18 protein-coding genes are annotated in these 16,131 nt (G+C 62.5%); 13 read left to right on the forward strand and 5 right to left on the reverse strand.

Annotated features, from left to right (window positions below; all coding sequences use genetic code 11):
- Window positions 1–10: 10 nt before the first annotated feature.
- Together ATY76_RS21265 and ATY76_RS21270 are read left to right on the forward strand one after the other, a co-directional pair.
- Window positions 11–1,048 carry a 4-hydroxyproline epimerase gene (locus tag ATY76_RS21265; RefSeq protein ID WP_088676683.1) on the forward strand — a complete coding sequence of 346 codons (1,038 nt, stop codon included), beginning with the start codon at window positions 11–13 and terminating at the stop codon, window positions 1,046–1,048.
- Window positions 1,049–1,107: 59 nt separating this feature from the next.
- Window positions 1,108–1,461 carry an ADP-ribosylation/crystallin J1 gene (locus tag ATY76_RS21270; protein ID WP_088676684.1) on the forward strand — a complete coding sequence of 118 codons (354 nt, stop codon included), beginning with the start codon at window positions 1,108–1,110 and terminating at the stop codon, window positions 1,459–1,461.
- Between the two features lie 95 nt (window positions 1,462–1,556).
- On the opposite strand, the gene ATY76_RS21275 is transcribed toward ATY76_RS21270, so the two are convergent.
- A complete protein-coding gene (locus ATY76_RS21275) occupies window positions 1,557–3,089 on the reverse strand; it encodes a winged helix-turn-helix domain-containing protein (protein ID WP_088676685.1) in 1,533 nt (510 codons plus the stop codon).
- 118 nt (window positions 3,090–3,207) lie between these two features.
- Between ATY76_RS21275 and ATY76_RS21280 the strand changes: the two genes are divergently transcribed.
- Window positions 3,208–3,642: a cupin domain-containing protein gene (locus ATY76_RS21280; protein WP_088676686.1), complete on the forward strand. Its 435-nt coding sequence runs from the start codon at window positions 3,208–3,210 to the stop codon at window positions 3,640–3,642.
- Window positions 3,643–3,707: 65 nt separating this feature from the next.
- Window positions 3,708–4,190 (forward strand): RidA family protein, encoded by a 483-nt coding sequence (locus ATY76_RS21285; protein ID WP_088676687.1) that lies wholly within the window; start codon window positions 3,708–3,710, stop codon window positions 4,188–4,190.
- Window positions 4,191–4,270: 80 nt separating this feature from the next.
- Here ATY76_RS21285 and ATY76_RS21290 read toward each other — a convergent pair whose 3' ends face one another.
- Together ATY76_RS21290 and ATY76_RS21295 are read right to left on the reverse strand one after the other, a co-directional pair.
- A complete protein-coding gene (locus tag ATY76_RS21290; protein WP_088676688.1) occupies window positions 4,271–4,741 on the reverse strand; it encodes an RbsD/FucU domain-containing protein in 471 nt (156 codons plus the stop codon).
- Complete coding sequence (locus tag ATY76_RS21295) at window positions 4,725–5,972, reverse strand: ROK family transcriptional regulator (RefSeq protein ID WP_088676689.1); 1,248 nt, start codon at window positions 5,970–5,972, stop codon at window positions 4,725–4,727. Before ATY76_RS21295 ends, ATY76_RS21290 begins: the two co-directional genes overlap by 17 nt.
- A 326-nt stretch (window positions 5,973–6,298) precedes the next feature.
- Between ATY76_RS21295 and ATY76_RS21300 the strand changes: the two genes are divergently transcribed.
- The 7 genes from ATY76_RS21300 to ATY76_RS21330 all read left to right on the forward strand — a co-directional run bounded on the left by ATY76_RS21300 (window position 6,299) and on the right by ATY76_RS21330 (window position 13,214).
- Window positions 6,299–7,318, forward strand: a complete 1,020-nt coding sequence (locus ATY76_RS21300; protein ID WP_088676967.1) for a sugar ABC transporter substrate-binding protein — start codon at window positions 6,299–6,301, stop codon at window positions 7,316–7,318.
- A gap of 155 nt (window positions 7,319–7,473) precedes the next feature.
- Entirely contained in the window at window positions 7,474–8,538 is a 1,065-nt protein-coding gene (locus ATY76_RS21305) for an ABC transporter permease (RefSeq protein ID WP_088676690.1), read from the forward strand.
- Between the two features lie 2 nt (window positions 8,539–8,540).
- Entirely contained in the window at window positions 8,541–9,323 is a 783-nt protein-coding gene (locus ATY76_RS21310; RefSeq protein WP_088676691.1) for an ATP-binding cassette domain-containing protein, read from the forward strand.
- Window positions 9,320–9,952, forward strand: coding sequence for a nucleoside triphosphate hydrolase (locus ATY76_RS21315; protein WP_088676692.1), 633 nt, complete (start codon window positions 9,320–9,322; stop codon window positions 9,950–9,952). Before ATY76_RS21310 ends, ATY76_RS21315 begins: the two co-directional genes overlap by 4 nt.
- Window positions 9,953–10,086: 134 nt before the next feature.
- Window positions 10,087–11,127, forward strand: coding sequence for a dihydroorotase (gene pyrC / locus ATY76_RS21320; protein WP_088676693.1), 1,041 nt, complete (start codon window positions 10,087–10,089; stop codon window positions 11,125–11,127).
- Between the two features lie 182 nt (window positions 11,128–11,309).
- Complete coding sequence (locus ATY76_RS21325; RefSeq protein WP_088676694.1) at window positions 11,310–12,488, forward strand: GGDEF domain-containing protein; 1,179 nt, start codon at window positions 11,310–11,312, stop codon at window positions 12,486–12,488.
- A gap of 189 nt (window positions 12,489–12,677) precedes the next feature.
- The gene (locus tag ATY76_RS21330; RefSeq protein ID WP_088676695.1) at window positions 12,678–13,214 is read left to right on the forward strand and encodes a glyoxalase superfamily protein; all 537 of its coding nucleotides are present in this window, start codon (window positions 12,678–12,680) and stop codon (window positions 13,212–13,214) included.
- Window positions 13,215–13,247: 33 nt separating this feature from the next.
- On the opposite strand, the gene ATY76_RS21335 is transcribed toward ATY76_RS21330, so the two are convergent.
- Together ATY76_RS21335 and ATY76_RS21340 are read right to left on the reverse strand one after the other, a co-directional pair.
- Window positions 13,248–13,730, reverse strand: coding sequence for an anthrone oxygenase family protein (locus tag ATY76_RS21335; RefSeq protein WP_088676968.1), 483 nt, complete (start codon window positions 13,728–13,730; stop codon window positions 13,248–13,250).
- 2 nt (window positions 13,731–13,732) lie between these two features.
- Window positions 13,733–14,557 (reverse strand): NmrA family NAD(P)-binding protein, encoded by an 825-nt coding sequence (locus ATY76_RS21340; protein ID WP_088676696.1) that lies wholly within the window; start codon window positions 14,555–14,557, stop codon window positions 13,733–13,735.
- A 98-nt stretch (window positions 14,558–14,655) separates the two neighbouring features.
- Here ATY76_RS21340 and ATY76_RS21345 point away from each other — a divergent pair, with 98 nt between their 5' ends.
- Window positions 14,656–15,309, forward strand: a complete 654-nt coding sequence (locus ATY76_RS21345) for a TetR/AcrR family transcriptional regulator (RefSeq protein WP_088676697.1) — start codon at window positions 14,656–14,658, stop codon at window positions 15,307–15,309.
- Window positions 15,310–15,383: 74 nt separating this feature from the next.
- Entirely contained in the window at window positions 15,384–16,073 is a 690-nt protein-coding gene (locus ATY76_RS21350; protein ID WP_088676698.1) for an orotate phosphoribosyltransferase, read from the forward strand.
- The last annotated feature ends 58 nt before the right edge of the window (window positions 16,074–16,131 follow it).

Below are 16,131 nucleotides of genomic sequence, written 5' to 3' on the forward strand. Positions count from 1 at the left end.
AGGTTTCAATATGAGATGGAAGCGCACGATCCAGCTTCTCGACGTTCACGCCGAAGGTGAAATCGGCCGCGTCGCAATCGGCGGCGTTCCGAAAATCCCGGGCGATACCATTGCCGCCCAGCTGCATTGGCTGAACACCGATCCGAAGGGCGACGAGCTTCGCCGCTTCCTTTGCCTGGAGCCGCGCGGCGCCCCGATCGGCTCGGTCAACTTGCTGCTGCCGGCAAAACATCCGGAAGCGGACGCAGCCTTCATCATCCTGCAGCCCGACCAGGCGCATGCGAGCTCCGGCTCGAACTCCATTTGCGTCACCACGGCGCTGCTCGAATCCGGCATCGTCGAGATGAAGGAGCCGGAAACGGTCGTGACGCTCGAAACAGCGGCCGGCCTCGTCAAGGCGACGGCCACCTGCCGCGACGGGCGCTGCGAGAAGGTCCGCCTCACCATGGTGCCGTCCTTCGTGCATGAGCTCGACGTCGAGATCGACACGCCGCATTGGGGAAAGATCAAGGCCGATATCTGCTATGGCGGCATCTTCTATGCGCTCGTCGATGTCGGCCAGATCAACCTGACGATTGAGAAGGCCAATGCCGCCGGTCTCGTCCAGGCCGGCATGATCCTCAAGGATCTGATCAACCGCGACATCAAGGTCGTTCATCCCGAGATCCCGGCAATCTCAGGCATCGCCTACGTCATGTTCCGCGATACCGAAGCCGACGGCACGGTGCGCACCTGCACCACCATGTGGCCGGGCCGCGCCGACCGCTCGCCCTGCGGCACCGGCAATTCCGCCAATCTCGCCACCCTTCATGCCAGGGGCAAGGCGAAGGTCGGCGATGTCTTCACCTCGAAATCGATCATCGGTTCGGAATTCGAGGTCGGCCTGGAGGCCCTGACGGAGGCCGCCGGCCGCCCCGCGGTCATCCCGACCATCACCGGCCGCGGCTTCACCTTCGGCCTCACCCAGGTAGCCCTCGACCCCTTCGACCCGCACCCCGGCGGTTTCGCCCTGACCGATGTCTGGGGGCCGTCGGCGGGAGAGATTTGAGTGCCTGAGCGCCGTGAGCCTTGCCCGAAGATGCCATTGATTGCTGCGGAGGGAACAGAATGAGCGATAATATCGAGACGGTGACCCTTTGGCGTCCGGTCGGACCCGAGGAATTGATGCTGATCCGCGAGCGCGACATGCGCGGATCTCCGCCGCGTCTGCCGGACCAGCCGATTTTTTATCCGGTGCTGTCCGAAGATTATGCAATCAAGATCGCACGCGACTGGAATGTGCCGAGGAGCGGATCAGGCTTCGTGACGGAATTTCAGGTGAGAAAGGACTATCTAGACCGCCATGCAGTTCAAGAGGCGGGCGGTCGCGCACATCTCGAATATTGGATACCTGCGGAAGAGATCGATCAATTCAACGCAGCGATCGTCGGGACGATTGTGGTTACGAGAACTTTTCCTTAGCTATTCCTAGGTTCCAGTCCGAGTGAGCGGAAGCCTGAAGGCGTTGCGCCGTTGGCGTGGTAGTGCCTATTGCGGTGGTGGATGAAAGAGCGCGTTTAAAGCTCCGCCTCCCGCAGCAACCCCTCGAGGCGCGTGGCCCATTCCTTGTTGCCCTCTCTGAACGGCCCAAGCGCATCGCCGGCAGGTTCCGGAAGGCTGCTGGCGGCAGCGGCGAAGCGGCGAGCCTGCTGGATATTCCCGACGGCCATGTGGCAGCAGGCCTGAATGCGCATCAGCGCCGGCCAGTCAGGCCGCGCCTTTAATGCCGTATGCCCGGCGTCGAGGGCGCCCTCGACATCGTCCGAAAAGAACAGCGCGAGCATCAGCAGACTGAACCAGACCCCGTTCTGCGGATCATGCGGATTGAGTTCGAGGCCGCGCGATAAAGGCTTGCGTGCGCCGGCCGCATCACCGGAATAGAGCCGGGCCATGCCAAGGACGAGATGCCCCAGCGCGAAGCTCGAACCGAGCTCGATCGACCGTTCCGCGGCGAGGATCGCCTGGTCGGCTCTGCCCGTATAGGCCGACACGATCGCCAGCGAATAATGCGAATAGGGGTTTCGCGCGTCGAGATAGATCGCCCGCAGGGCGGCGGTTAACCCTTCCTGACCATCCGCGGCAGGATCGTCCGTCCAGCCATAGGCGATGAGGCCCGCATTGACCCGCGCCCGCCAGATCTGCGCCTCCGGAAGCATGGGGTCGAGCTCGGCGGCCTCGCGGAAAAATCGTCTTGCCAGAAGGTGGGTCGGCCGTGAGACCTTGTGGAAATTGAACGTGCCTTGCCGGACAAGGTCCCAGGCCGTGATGTTGCCGGTGTGGGGAGCGACCGCGAGCCCGTGGCGCAACAGCAGTTCGGGTTCGACCGCCGCGGCGATCCGCTCGGCGATCGCGTCTTGCACCGCGAATATCTCGGCCAGCTGAAGATCGTAATGTTCGGACCAGACGGTCGCGCCCTTGGCCGCCTCGGCGAGGTGCACCGATATCCGGATCCTATCGCCGGTATACCGGATAGCCCCATCCACCAGAAAATTGACACCGAGTTCGAGCCCGACGGCGCGCGGATCCCTCGAGCCGGCCCTGTCTTTGAAACTCGTTCCGCGTGAGGCGACACGGAGCCATCTGAACCGGGTGAGCGCTGTGATCAGGTCGTCGGCGATACCGTCGGCCAGATATTGCTTCTCGGCATCGCCGCCCAGATTGTCGAACGGCAGCACCGCGATCCCCGGCTTCGATCTGGCTTGCGCATGCCACCCGCTGTGGGTTCCCTCGCTTGCGCTCTCCACTCGGCCGGAAAATCTGTAGCCGACCCGTGGGACGGTGACGATCCATTCGCCGCCATCCGATGCGGGGCCGAGCAGCTTGCGAAGCGCAGCAATCTGAACGGAAAGATTACTTTCCTCGACGGCCAATCCCGGCCAAACGGCATCCATCAGGTCCGATTTGGCGACGACGCCCCCTTGTGCCACAAGCAGAGCGGCAAGCAGCGAAGCGCCGCGGGCGCCAATGGCGACAGGCCGATCGTCACGAAGCAGGCATCCGTTCTCGGCGATGAACTCGAAGTGGCCGAATGCAAGGTGCTGGGTGTTCATGGCCGGCTATGATACGCCGATTTCGCAGTTTTTCGGAATTTTTCGGTCGCTCTTCAGGACTTGCGGCGGCTGAGCGCGCAGAGTCTGCTCGCATGCAGCGGTCGAAATGGTGAGCGCGATGACGAACCAGGCAACGCAACCGAAAAATCCTGATGCGGGAACCGCTAAAGTCGTGAGCGGCAGCGGCAGCCATGTCGCCCAGCAGGGATCTGTCTACCGGTCGGGCGTCTCGGCACAGAGCGTCGGATCGACGATGCTGTGGCTCGGGGCGATTTCGCTGCCCGCAGGCAGGCGAACCAGCGCCCATCGCCACGAGGGACACGAAACCGCCCTTCTCATGACCGGCGGCCAGGAGATCGAAATCTGGTCAGGGTCGAAGCTCGAACGCTGCGAATTGGTCCGCCCCGGTGACTACCTGTTCATTCCGGCCGGCGTTCCGCACGTGGCCGTCAATCGCAGCCCGGAAGACGCCGAATTCCTCGGCGCCCGCAACGATCCGGCGGCGAACGAGAGCGTCGTTCTGATGCCGGAGCTTGACGAGATCGTGCCGTAAGGCGCGTGTCGCTATCGCAAAACCGCTGTCCGCTTTGCGCGATCTAATCGCATGGGAGGTGCATTATGGCCATCATCGAACAACGTCTGGCGGAAATGGGTCTGGAACTACCCGAACCCTTGAAGGTTCGCGACGGCCTGAAATTGCCCTTTGCCTGGGTTCGGGTGCGCGGCTCCCGCGCTTATATTTCAGGTCACGTCGCCTGCAATCCGGATGGGACATTGGCAAAACCGCTGGGCAAGGTCGGAGCCGAAGTGTCGCCGGAGCAGGGTTACGCATCGGCGCGGCTTGTTGCCCTGGCCCATCTTGCAAGCCTCAAGCGGGCTCTCGGAGACCTCGACCGGGTCACGGCGTGGCTGCGCGTCTTCGCCATGGTGAATGTTGCGCCGGGCTTCAACGAGACACCGCTGGTCACAAACGGCTATTCCGATCTGATACTGGAGCTCTATGGTCCCGACGTCGGCGCGCACGCCCGCTCGTCCATCGGCATGGCCATCCCATTGAATGCGCCGGTCAACTGCGAAGCGGAAGTCGAAATTGACGGTTGATCCCCAAGCGCGTCGCATCAGAGGTGATTCATGCGACGCGCTCAGCTCTTATGCAGTCGTTGTCCTGGAACCGCTGCACACTAATAAACGAACGGATCCACCTCCGCCTGCGTCCCCGCCTCCTTCGGATAGATCACGCCCTTGCGCAGGATGATATTGGCATAGAGCCTGGGCTCGCTGGTCTGGATCACGGCATGGGCGGCTTTCACCCGGCCGTAGAAATCCGGGCCGATCAGCGGTACCACCTGCCGGTGCGGCTCGTGCTGGGTGCAGCAATCGATCATCTCTTCATGCACGGGATCGAGCTTGTCGCGCTCGGCCTTGACGGTCGAGCGGAAGATGGCTTCGGGCACGAAATCGTCGATCGGCAGGACGCTAAGCACGGCGTTGAGCACCGGGATGAGGCGATGGCCGTCCAGCCGGATCAGCCGGCGTGCATGTTCGACGCCCGGGTAATTGCCGTCGACGATGGCGATCTCGTCGCCATGGCCCATGGCCCGCAGCGTGAAAAGCAATTCCGGGCTCAGAAGCGGATCAAGTCCCTTCAGCATGGTCTACCTCCTTGAAGAGTACGTTCTGGTCTGTGAGATAACGCGCAAAGATCGGCAGGCTGGCGCCGCCGATGGCGCGGGCCTGCGCGCCGACCGCGCCTTCGATGATTTCGGGCATCACGACGCCCTGCAGGTCGAGCTTGGCGGCTTCGTCGATCGTCGCATGCACGACGCGGCTGCGCACCCAATGGGGAAAGCCGCCGTCGATGACGGCCGCGCTGAAGTCGACGATCGAGGCGGCGGCGACGATCGCCTGCGCTAGCGCCTTGGCGGTGTCCTGAATCCAGATCTCCATCGGCTCGCCGAAATCGACCCAGTCGTCGGCGGAATACCAGAGCGGCTCGGGGTCGATGCCGCGCTCGCGCAGCATGTTTTCCAAAACGAAGATCGAGGCGATTTCGAGCAGCTGCTTGGTTTCGCCGTTCCTGTCGCGCACGGGCAGCGGGCCGATGGCGCCCGCCGTGCCGGTGCGGCCGGAAAAGATCGCCGAATTCAGCACGATGCCGCCGCCGATGAAGGAGCCGATGAAGAAATAGACGAAGTCGGGATAGGACGGGCCGACGCCGAACACCAGTTCGGCCCCGCAGGCGCTGGTCGCGTCGTTCTGCAGGAAGACGGGATGGGAGACGCGCGCAGCGATATCGGCCTGCAGGTCGACATCCCGCCAGACCTCCATGGCGCCGGGCGGCGCGCCGACTTCCTCGGCCCAGTTCCAGAGCTCGAAGGGAGCGGCGATGCCGAGGCCGGCAATGCGGCTGCGCTGCTTGTCGTCGAGCCGGCTCTCGATCTCCTCGATGCCAGCGGTGACAAAGGCGAGGATTTCATGCGGCAGCGGATAGGCATAGGTCTGGTGCAGCTGCATGCGGATGCGGCCGACGAAATCCATCAGCACCAGATCGGCGCTGCGCCGGCCCATCTTCAGGCCGAAGGAATAGACGGCGTCGGGGTTGAGATGCATCGGGATCGACGGCTGGCCGACCCGGCCGCGCACCGGCGCCCCGCGCGACAGCAACCCTTCCTTTTCCAGCACCCGCATGATGACCGAGACGGTCTGCGCCGACAGGCCGCTGCGGCGCGCGATATCGGCCTTCGACAGGGCGCCGTAGAGGCGCACCAGCGACAGCACGAGCCGTTCGTTATAGGCGCGCACCCTGACCTGGTTCGCACCCCCGGCCGGATTGAGAATTGGCGGCGGGACCGGTGTGTGTTCCGGCCCATCCAAAGACGACATGGCCGCTCCTCCCGAGCGTTGGCCTCTTGCATGGTCCCTCGGTTCGGAATCGATCCGAGGGTGAATTACGCAGTAGCTGAAAGCGGTACGGCGGCCGTCTCTGCGTTTGAAAAGGCGCGACGCCGTACATCCTAATTCGATTGAGCATGCCACATCGAATTAATAATTCAATTGGATTTATTTATTGACAAGCCGATTTCTTTCGCTCTTAATTGCCGTCGTCAAGGGCACGGGCGGCTTCGGAAGCGGCAGCGACCGAAGCGAAGTGTCACATCTCGAAAAATCCGGCCCGCATGGGCGGCGCCGGCAAACTCTGGGAGGAGTTCATGAAGAAATCAGTTCTCGCTTTCGGCGCGCTCGCGCTCGGCGTCGCTTTCTCTGCACCTGCAATGGCGGCAGACGTTTCCGCCTGCCTCATCACCAAGACCGACACCAATCCCTTCTTCGTCAAGATGAAGGAAGGCGCGACCGCCAAGGCCAAGGAACTCGGCGTTTCGCTGAAGTCTTACGCCGGCAAGATCGATGGTGACAGCGAAAGCCAGGTCGCCGCGATCGAAAGCTGCATCGCCGACGGCGCGAAGGGCATCCTGCTCACGGCTTCGGACACAAAGGGCATCGTGCCTGCGGTCAAGAAGGCCCGCGACGCTGGCCTGCTGGTCATCGCACTCGACACGCCGCTCGAGCCGGCTGACGCCGCCGACGCCACCTTCGCCACCGATAACCTGCTCGCCGGCAAGCTGATCGGCCAGTGGGCCAAGGAAACGCTCGGCGACAAGGCTGCAGATGCCAAGGTCGGCTTCCTCGACCTGACGCCGTCGCAGCCGACGGTCGACGTTCTCCGCGACCAGGGCTTCATGATCGGTTTCGGCATCGACCCGAAGAATCCGGACAAGATCGGCGACGAAGACGACAAGCGCATCGTTGGCCATGACGTGACCAACGGCAATGAAGAAGGCGGCCGCAAGGCCATGGAAAACCTTCTGCAGAAGGATCCGGGCATCAACGTCATCCACACGATCAACGAGCCGGCCGCTGTCGGCGCCTATCAGGCCCTGAAGGCCGTCGGCATGGAAAAGAACGTGCTGATCGTTTCGGTCGACGGCGGTTGCCCTGGCGTCAAGTCGGTCAAGGAAGGCGTCATCGGCGCCACCTCGCAGCAATATCCGCTGCTGATGGCGTCGCTCGGTATCGAGGCGATCAAGAAGTTCGCCGACTCGGGTGAAAAGCCGAAGCCGACCGAAGGCAAGTCCTTCTTCGACACCGGCGTCTCGCTCGTCACCGACAAGCCGGTTTCCGGCGTCAAGTCGATCGACACCAAGGAAGGCACGGACAAGTGCTGGGGCTGAGCCCTGCCTGATTATTGAAGCATACCGGCCGGGGGCTTGATCCCCGGCCGTTTTGGACGGACGATGTGCCGTCACCCCACCGGCTAAGCAACGAACGGATGAATATGGGTGGCGGCCTCCGCGCGGGTTCGGCGCGCGGATGCGGAGGAGGAACCATGACCGGAACTCAGGAATTCGAACGCGTCCTCGACGGCAGCGACAAGAACGTCGCCTCCTTCGAGCACCAGGACGTCTCGCTGATCAAGCGTGCGCAGCATTTTCTGCACTCGACGCCGGCCGCCGTGCCGCTGATCGTGCTGGTGCTGGCGATCATCATCTTCGGGGCAACGATCGGCGGACGGTTCTTCTCGTCCTATACGCTGACGCTGATCCTGCAGCAGATCGCCATCGTCGGTATTCTCGGCGCCGCCCAGACGTTGGTCATCCTGACCGCCGGCATCGACCTTTCGATCGGCGTCATCATGGTGATCTCGGCTGTCATCATGGGCAATGTCGCCATCACCTACGGCATACCGACGCCGATCGCCGTGATCGGCGGCCTCCTCGTCGGCGGCCTCTGCGGCTTGCTGAACGGCTTCCTCGTCGCCTTCATGAAACTGCCGCCCTTCATCGTCACGCTCGGTACCTGGAATATCGTCATGGCGACGAATTTCATCTATTCCGCCAATGAGACGATCCGCGATACCGACGTCGACGAACAGGCGCCGCTGCTGCATCTTTTCGCCGCGAGTTTCAAGGTCGGCAGTGCCGTTCTGACGCTCGGCGTCATCGCCATGGTGCTGCTCGTCCTCCTGCTCTGGTACATCCTCAATCACACCGCCTGGGGGCGGCATGTCTATGCGGTCGGCGACGATCCGGAGGCGGCAAAGCTCTCCGGCATCCAGACCAAGAAAGTGCTGCTGACCGTCTATACGATTTCGGGTGTCATCGCCGCCTTCGCCGCCTGGGTCTCGATCGGCCGCAACGGCTCGATCTCGCCCTCCTCGGCGGTCACCGATTATAACCTGCAGGCGATCACCGCGACTGTGATCGGCGGTATCTCGCTCTTCGGCGGCCGCGGCTCCATTCTCGGCACGCTCTTCGGCGCCATGATTGTCGGCGTCGTGTCGATGGGCCTCAACATGCTCGGCGCCGACCCGCAATGGAAAGTCCTCTTGACGGGCGTGCTGATCATCGCCGCCGTCGCCATCGATCAGTGGATCAGAAAGGTTTCGGTGTAATCATGGCTCGCGAACCCCTTCTTACCGCCCGCGGTCTGGTCAAGCGTTATGGCCGCGTGACCGCCCTCGACAATGCCGATTTCGACCTTTACCCCGGCGAAATCCTCGCCGTCATCGGCGATAACGGCGCCGGCAAGTCCTCGCTGATCAAGGCGATTTCAGGCGCCGTCACCCCGGATGAGGGTGTGATCACCCTCGAAGGCCGGCAGGTGCAGTTCCGCTCGCCGATGGAAGCGCGCGAAGCCGGCATCGAGACCGTCTACCAGAACCTCGCTTTGTCGCCGGCGCTGTCGATCGCCGACAACATGTTCCTCGGCCGCGAGATCCGTAAAAAGGGGCCGCTCGGCTCGCTGTTCCGCATGCTCGACCGGCCGGCGATGGAAAAACTGGCGCGCAACAAGCTTTCCGAACTTGGGTTGATGACTATCCAGAACATCAATCAGGCGGTGGAGACGCTCTCCGGCGGTCAGCGCCAGGGTGTCGCAGTTGCCCGCGCCGCCGCCTTCGGCTCGAAGGTCATCATCATGGATGAACCGACGGCCGCCCTCGGTGTCAAGGAAAGCCGCCGCGTGCTGGAGCTGATCCTTGATGTGCGTGCCCGTGGCCTGCCGATCGTGCTGATCTCCCACAACATGCCGCATGTCTTCGAGGTGGCCGACCGGATCCATATCCACCGCCTCGGCCGGCGCCTCACGGTGATCAATCCGAAGGAATACACCATGTCGGACGCCGTCGCCTTCATGACCGGCGCCAAGGCGGCGCCCACGGAGCCCGTTGCTGCATGAGTGCACGCATCGATGAGATCGCCGGCGAGGTTCTTACCCGCGCCGGCGATGCCAAACGATTCCTGATCGGCATTGCCGGCCCGCCGGGTTCGGGCAAATCGACGATGGCCGACAATCTGGCGGCGGCGCTGAAAGCCAAGGGTGAAAGCGCCGCAGTCCTGCCGATGGACGGCTTCCATATGGATAACGCCATCTTGATCGAACGCGGGCTCTTGGCGCGCAAGGGCATTCCCGAGACCTTCGATGTCCGCGGTTTCCTGGATATCGTCCGCGCCGTCAGGCCGGCCGACCAGGAGGTTCTGGTGCCGGTATTCGACCGCTCGCGCGAACTCGCCATCGCTTCGGCCCGGCCGATCGATCCCAAGGACCGCTTCATCATCATCGAGGGCAACTATCTGCTCTTTACGCAGGGCAAATGGGCCGAACTCGACGGCATCTTCGATTTTTCGATCATGCTGGCGCCGCCGATCGAAGTGCTCGAGGAGCGGCTCTGGGCGCGCTGGCGCGGCTATAATCTCAGCGAAGAGGCTGCCAGCGCCAAGGTCTACGGCAACGACCTGCCGAACGGCCGCCTGATCCTCGAAAACCGCCGCCCGGCCGATGTGACGCTGGAGATCGCCTTGGCGTGATGCATGTCGCCCGGAAGTGTGCAGCGGTTCCGGGATAACGACATGCATCAAAACAAAGAGCTAAGCCACGGCGATTGTCTTGATATAATGGTTGGTGGTATCAGGCCGCAGACGCATCGCTTCGGAGGTCTGCCATGCAATCGATCACCATCCGCCGCCCTGACGACTGGCACCTGCATCTGCGCGACGGCGCCATGCTGGAAGGCGTGATCGCCGATACGAGCCGCACCTTCGCCCGCGCCATCATCATGCCCAATCTGGTGCCGCCCGTCGTCACCACAGCGGATGCCACCGCCTATCGCGAGCGCATCCTCAAAGCCCTGCCGGCCGGTCATCGTTTCCAGCCGCTGATGACGCTCTATCTCACCGAGCATACGAACCCGGACGACGTGGAAGAGGGCGCCAGGAGCGGCCTCATCACTGCCGTCAAGCTCTATCCGGCCGGTGCCACCACCAATTCGCATGGCGGCGTGCGCGACATGGAAAAGGCGATGCCGGTGCTGGAGCGCATGGCGAAGATCGGCCTGCCGCTCTGCGTCCATGGCGAGGTGACGACGCCTGACGTCGATATCTTCGATCGCGAAGCCGTTTTCATCGAGACCGTGCTCGATCCGCTGCGCACGCGCCTGCCGGAGCTGAAGGTCACGATGGAACATGTGACGACATCGGACGGCATCGACTACATCAAGGCCGCCAAGGGCAATCTCGCCGGTTCGATCACCACCCATCATCTGATCATCAATCGCAACGCCATCCTCGCCGGCGGCATTCGCCCGCATTATTACTGCCTGCCGGTCGCCAAGCGCGAAAACCACCGTCTGGCGCTGCGCGCCGCCGCCGTGAGCGGTGATGCCCGCTTCTTCCTCGGCACGGATTCGGCCCCGCATGTCGATCCGCTGAAGGAATGCGCCTGCGGCTGCGCCGGCATCTACACCTCGATCAACACGATGAGCTGCCTCGCCCATGTCTTCGAGGAAGAGGGCGCTCTCGACAGGCTCGAAGCCTTCACCTCGCTGAACGGGCCGGCCTGGTACGGGCTAGCTCCGAACGAGGAGCGCATCACGCTGTCACGGCAGGCCGAGCCGGTCGTTTTTCCCGCGAAGATAGAAACCGGAGCCGGTCCAGTGACGGTTTTCGATCCCATGTTTCCGCTGCACTGGCAGCTTTTAACCTAAAATTCACCTCCCATATTCAATTTTAAATAGATTTTTGCCGGAAACCTTGCGCGCGGTGTTAAATCCGTAACATTGTTTTGTGCGGTGCATGATTTTTTAACGGAATGCGTAAGACATTCCGGATCACCGACACGTGGCTGTGAACATTATCCGGCGCGGCGGCAGCCGCGGAGATTGAAAGCATGATGCTTGATTACAACTCCCTCCTGCTGGCGCTGGGTGTTTCGGCGGCATGTCTGGCGGTGACGCTGATGGGCAGCTGGCTTGTCCGCCGGGCCGAAACGGTATTGCTCACCGCAACCATCGGTCTCGTGCTCGTCGTCAGCGGTATTTTCGTCTACAGCGCCTATGTGAATACGCCCGACAAATGGGTGGGCGTCGCCAATTTCGTGCTGTTCCAAGCCGGTTTCGCCACCATCTGGGGCGCCGGCCATCAGTTCTGCACCGGTCGCCTGTCCTTCTTTTCCATTTCGCTGCGCGCCCTTGCCGCGATGGCCTTTTCCATTCCGCCGATGATAGCAGGCTATGACGGATTGGCCTTCATGGCTGAAAATCTCGCGATTGCCGCGCTGCTCTTTGCCACGGCGCGGCAATATTGGCTTGCCCGCGCCGAGGCGCCGGCGCCGATCCTCGGCATCACGGCGCTTTATACGCTGACCGCAATTTCCTTCGTCCTCTGCGCCGCCGTGTTGTTCTTCGACGGAAAGCTGGTGCTTGGCAAAGCGCCCAACAACTGGGCTGAGGATCTGAGCCTTGCCGTCTGCATCGCCGGGATGACGGGGATCGGCGCATTGTCGCTGGCGCTGCATCAGTGGCGGCTCGCCGCCCGCCATCGTCTCGATGCGATCACCGATCCGCTGACCGGCCTGCTCAATCGCCGCGCCCTCTTCGACGAATACGGCACGCGCCCGATGGGCACGACCACGGCTGTCATCGTCTTCGATATCGATCACTTCAAATCCGTCAACGACCGCTTCGGCCACGCCGCCGGCGACCATGTTCTCAAGGTCTTCGCCGGGGAACTCGCAGCCAATTGCCGCGACGGCGATACCGCCGCCCGTCTCGGCGGCGAGGAATTTGCGCTGGTGATGAAGGAGGTCATGCCCGGCCGGGCGGAACTCGCGGCCGAGCGTATTCGCCGGGCCTTCCAGGCCCGCGAGATCCCTGTCGACGGCGAGGCGCTGGAATGCACGGTCAGCGTCGGTGTCGCTCCCGGCCGCTCGACGCCGTTGGATTTCGACGCCATGTTGAGCGCCGCCGACAAGGCGCTCTACGCCGCCAAGCGCGCTGGCCGCAATCGGGTAGAGCTTGCCGGCCATCTTCAGGCGGTTCCGGTCGAGGCATCGCGCACGGCGTCTTGATTCCCGACTGGCCCTCTCATAACATTGTTCTCGGCCGGATGCGGCCAGCCGCCCCGCGACGCCTCGGCGTTATGGTGAATGCATCCAGAAACCGTCCTTCACATCCCTTGCCGTTTGGCGATCGATGGCGAACGGGTCAGCAGACGCGGGCACTGATCTTCCTGTTTGCCGCCAACGGAAGGATGACACATGCGCGATTTTCGCGATGCCAAGCTCATGGCAAAGACACTGCGGCAGGCCCTTGCCGACCGCGATATTTCCCTCACCCACAGCGAGACGCTCGAAATCGTCGCCCGGCAATTCGGTTTCGAGCAATGGAATGTGCTCTCGGCGAAGATCGATGCGGCGGATGCTGCCCGATCGGCGATCGGCATTGAGCCGCCAATGCCGATCTTCCGCATCTTCTCGGTGGAAAAGGCGATGGAATTCTATTGCGGCTTTCTCGGCTTCAACCTCGATTGGGAACATCGCTTTGGCGAAAACTTTCCGCTTTATTGCCAGGTCTCGCGGGATGGCATGGCGCTGCATTTGAGCGAACATTCCGGCGATGCGAGCCCCGGCGCCAAGACCTTCGTCCGCGTCGCGAATGTGCGGGCCTATCATGCCGAACTTTCAGGCAAGGACTACCGCTACATGAAGCCCGGCGTGGAGGAAGAACCCTGGGGGCTGGAGATGACGGTCATCGATCCCTTCAGCAACCGTATCGTTTTCTGCGAGCAGAAATAACGGGCAGCGGAGGAGCATTGCTCCTCCGCCGTCTCAAATCATCATCAGCGCCCTGACGAAGGCGACCGAGGCGAGCAGGGATGCGATCGTCCGCACGTGGTTCCACCATGTCCAGTCCTTGAGATAGGTGGCCCAGAGCGCGGCGGCTTCCGTTCCGCTGCCGCCGACCTTCGCCAGCGCATCGTTCATCGGCACGTTGAAGACGATGGTCGAGAGGAACGAGGCAAGGACATAGAGAGCGGCGCCCGCCAGCATCAGCGCGGATGCCCCGCCGCGCCAGTTCATCAGCGCCAGCACAGTGATGACGATGCAGAGCATTGCCGTCGGCACGAAAAGCGCCATGAAGGGCGAGCGGACGATCGTCACGTTGATCGAATTCATCGCCGCGATGCCCTGTTCTGCCGGGATGCGCGAAAAGGCCGCCATGATGAAGGTCGAGAAGGCGAAGAAGATGCCGGCGACGAGGCCGCTGCCGATCGCAGCGGCGACGAGCGAGAGGATCAGGACGATCTGCATGGTCAGGCGCTCCATATTCCTGTTGCCGCGGTCCGGCGGGCATAGTGGCGGAAATCGGTGGCGGGGCGGCCGAGAATATCGGCTACGCCGTCCATGACGCCGGAATTGCGTCCGTCGAGCACCTGGCCGAAAAGCTCCTCCAGAAGATCGATCAGAACCTGGGGCAGGCCGGCGGCGGCAAGCCCGCCGGTGAAATCGGCCATTGAAACCTGCTCGTATTCGATCGGCCGCCCCGCAGCGGCGGCGATTTCGCCGACGGCTTCCCGGAATGTCAGCGCCCGGGGGCCGGTCAGTTCGTAGGCCTTGTTGCGGTGGCGCGGTTCGGTCAAGGCGGCGACGGCGGCATCGGCGATGTCGTCGGCATCGATGAAGGGTTCGCGAATATCGCCCGCCGGCAATTGCAGCCGGCCGGCAAGGATCTGCTCCAGAAATGCGCCCTCGCTGAAGTTCTGGCAGAACCACGAGGCGCGCAGGATGGTGGTATCGATGCCGGACGCCTTCAGGGCCGCCTCGCTTCGCAGCGCCCCATCTTCACCACGGCCGGAAAGCAGCACGATATGGTCAAGGTCGCATTCGACGGCGACCTTGGCGAGCGCTCCGATGGCGTCGGCCGCTGAGGCGACGGCGAGATCCGGCTGGAAGGCGACATAGGCGCTCGATGCGCCCTGAAGCGCACTGTGCCAGGTCGACCTGTCTTCCCAGTCGAAGGCGCGTTTGCTGGATCGTGATGCGGCTCGCACGTTGAAGCCGCGCTGCTCAAGCCGTTTCAGGATGCGGCCGCCGGTCTTTCCTGATCCGCCGACGAGGACAATTTCGGAATTCTGCATGTCGTGCTCCTCCCTTGATCCAAAACAAGAGAAACTCTCTCATTTGCAAAACGAGATAAACTCTCTTATTTTCTTTGTCAACCGCCAAAGGAGAGATGATGTCGGAGCTGCCAGCCGCAACGCGCAGAAGACCGTCGGAACAGATCGGTCAGCTGCGCCGCATTCCGAGCCAGCAGCGCGGACGCGAGCGCTTCGAAAAGATCCTGACGGTTGCTTCCGAGCTCATCGAAATGAACGGCAGCGATGCCTTGAAGATGAGCGAGATCGTTGAAAGAGCAGGGCTTTCCTTCGGCGCCCTCTATCAATATTTCCCTGATAAGACCTCGATCATCCGCACCCTGGCCGAGCGCTTCAACGAGCAGGGCCGCCAATGCGTGGCCGACGAATTGGCCAAGGTGACGGACCCTGAAACACTGAACGCCGCGCTTTGCACGATCGCGGACGACTATTACGCCTTCTTCCGCCGCGAGCCGGTCATGCGCGATATCTGGCATGCGACCCACACGGACAAGCTTCTTCAGCAGGTGGATGCCGAAGACATGGAATTCCATGCGCAAGCCCTACTGTCGGTGCTGCGCCTCTTGTGGCCGGCGCGGACCGAGGCCGAGCTTCTGGCGATCGCCCGGCTGACGATGCAGCTCCTCGCTGCCGCCGTCCGCTATGCGGTTTCACTGGACGAAGGAGAGGGCGCGCAGGCAATTGCGCTCTTCAAGAAGATGCAGGTTGCGGATATTGGCCGACTGCTTGCCTGACGGCCCTGTTGCGTCTGGAAACCGCCAGCTCTTGCTGCTATTGCCGCAGGGATGCAAAACCGAAGGAGGGCCGTATGATCCAGACCACGTTTCCCGACCGCGCCGTGATGGCTGAACTGGTGGCCAGGATGCTCTGGGAGATCAAGGCGGTGCATTTCAATGCCGCCCAGCCCTACAAGCTCTCTTCCGGCATGGCGAGCCCCGTTTATATCGATTGCCGCAAGCTGCTCTCCTTCCCGCGCGTCCGCTCGACGGTGATGGATTTCGCCGCAAGCACGCTGCTGCGCGATGCCGGTTTCGAGCAGTTCGATTGCATCGCCGGCGGCGAGACGGCCGGCATCCCCTTCGCCGCCCTGCTCGCCGACCGCCTCGGCCTGCCGATGATCTATGTCCGCAAGCAGCCGAAGGGCCATGGCCGCAATGCCCAGATCGAAGGCAATATGCCGGAAGGTTCGCGCGTGCTCGTCATCGAAGACCTGACGACGGCTGGCGGCAGCATGTTCAAGTTCATCGATGCGGTCCGCGCGGCCGGCGGCATCGTCGATCACGGCATCGCCCTGTTCTTCTACGACATCTTCGGTCAACAGCGCTTTACCGACGGCAAGGTCAGGCTGCATCATATCTCCACGTGGCGCAATGTGCTGGCGGTCGCCAAGGCGCAGAAGCTGTTCGACGACAGGACATTGTCGGAAGTCGAGGCCTTCCTCGATGCACCACTGGCCTGGTCGGCAAGGAATGGTGGCGTCAGTGAGCTTTCGCTCTAGCCTTTTGACAAAAGCTCGCTTAAATCGATTGAAGAACGCATAGGCCCTGTGGGAGGAA

Source organism: Rhizobium sp. R339 (assembly GCF_002211395.1).
GTDB lineage: Bacteria > Pseudomonadota > Alphaproteobacteria > Rhizobiales > Rhizobiaceae > Rhizobium.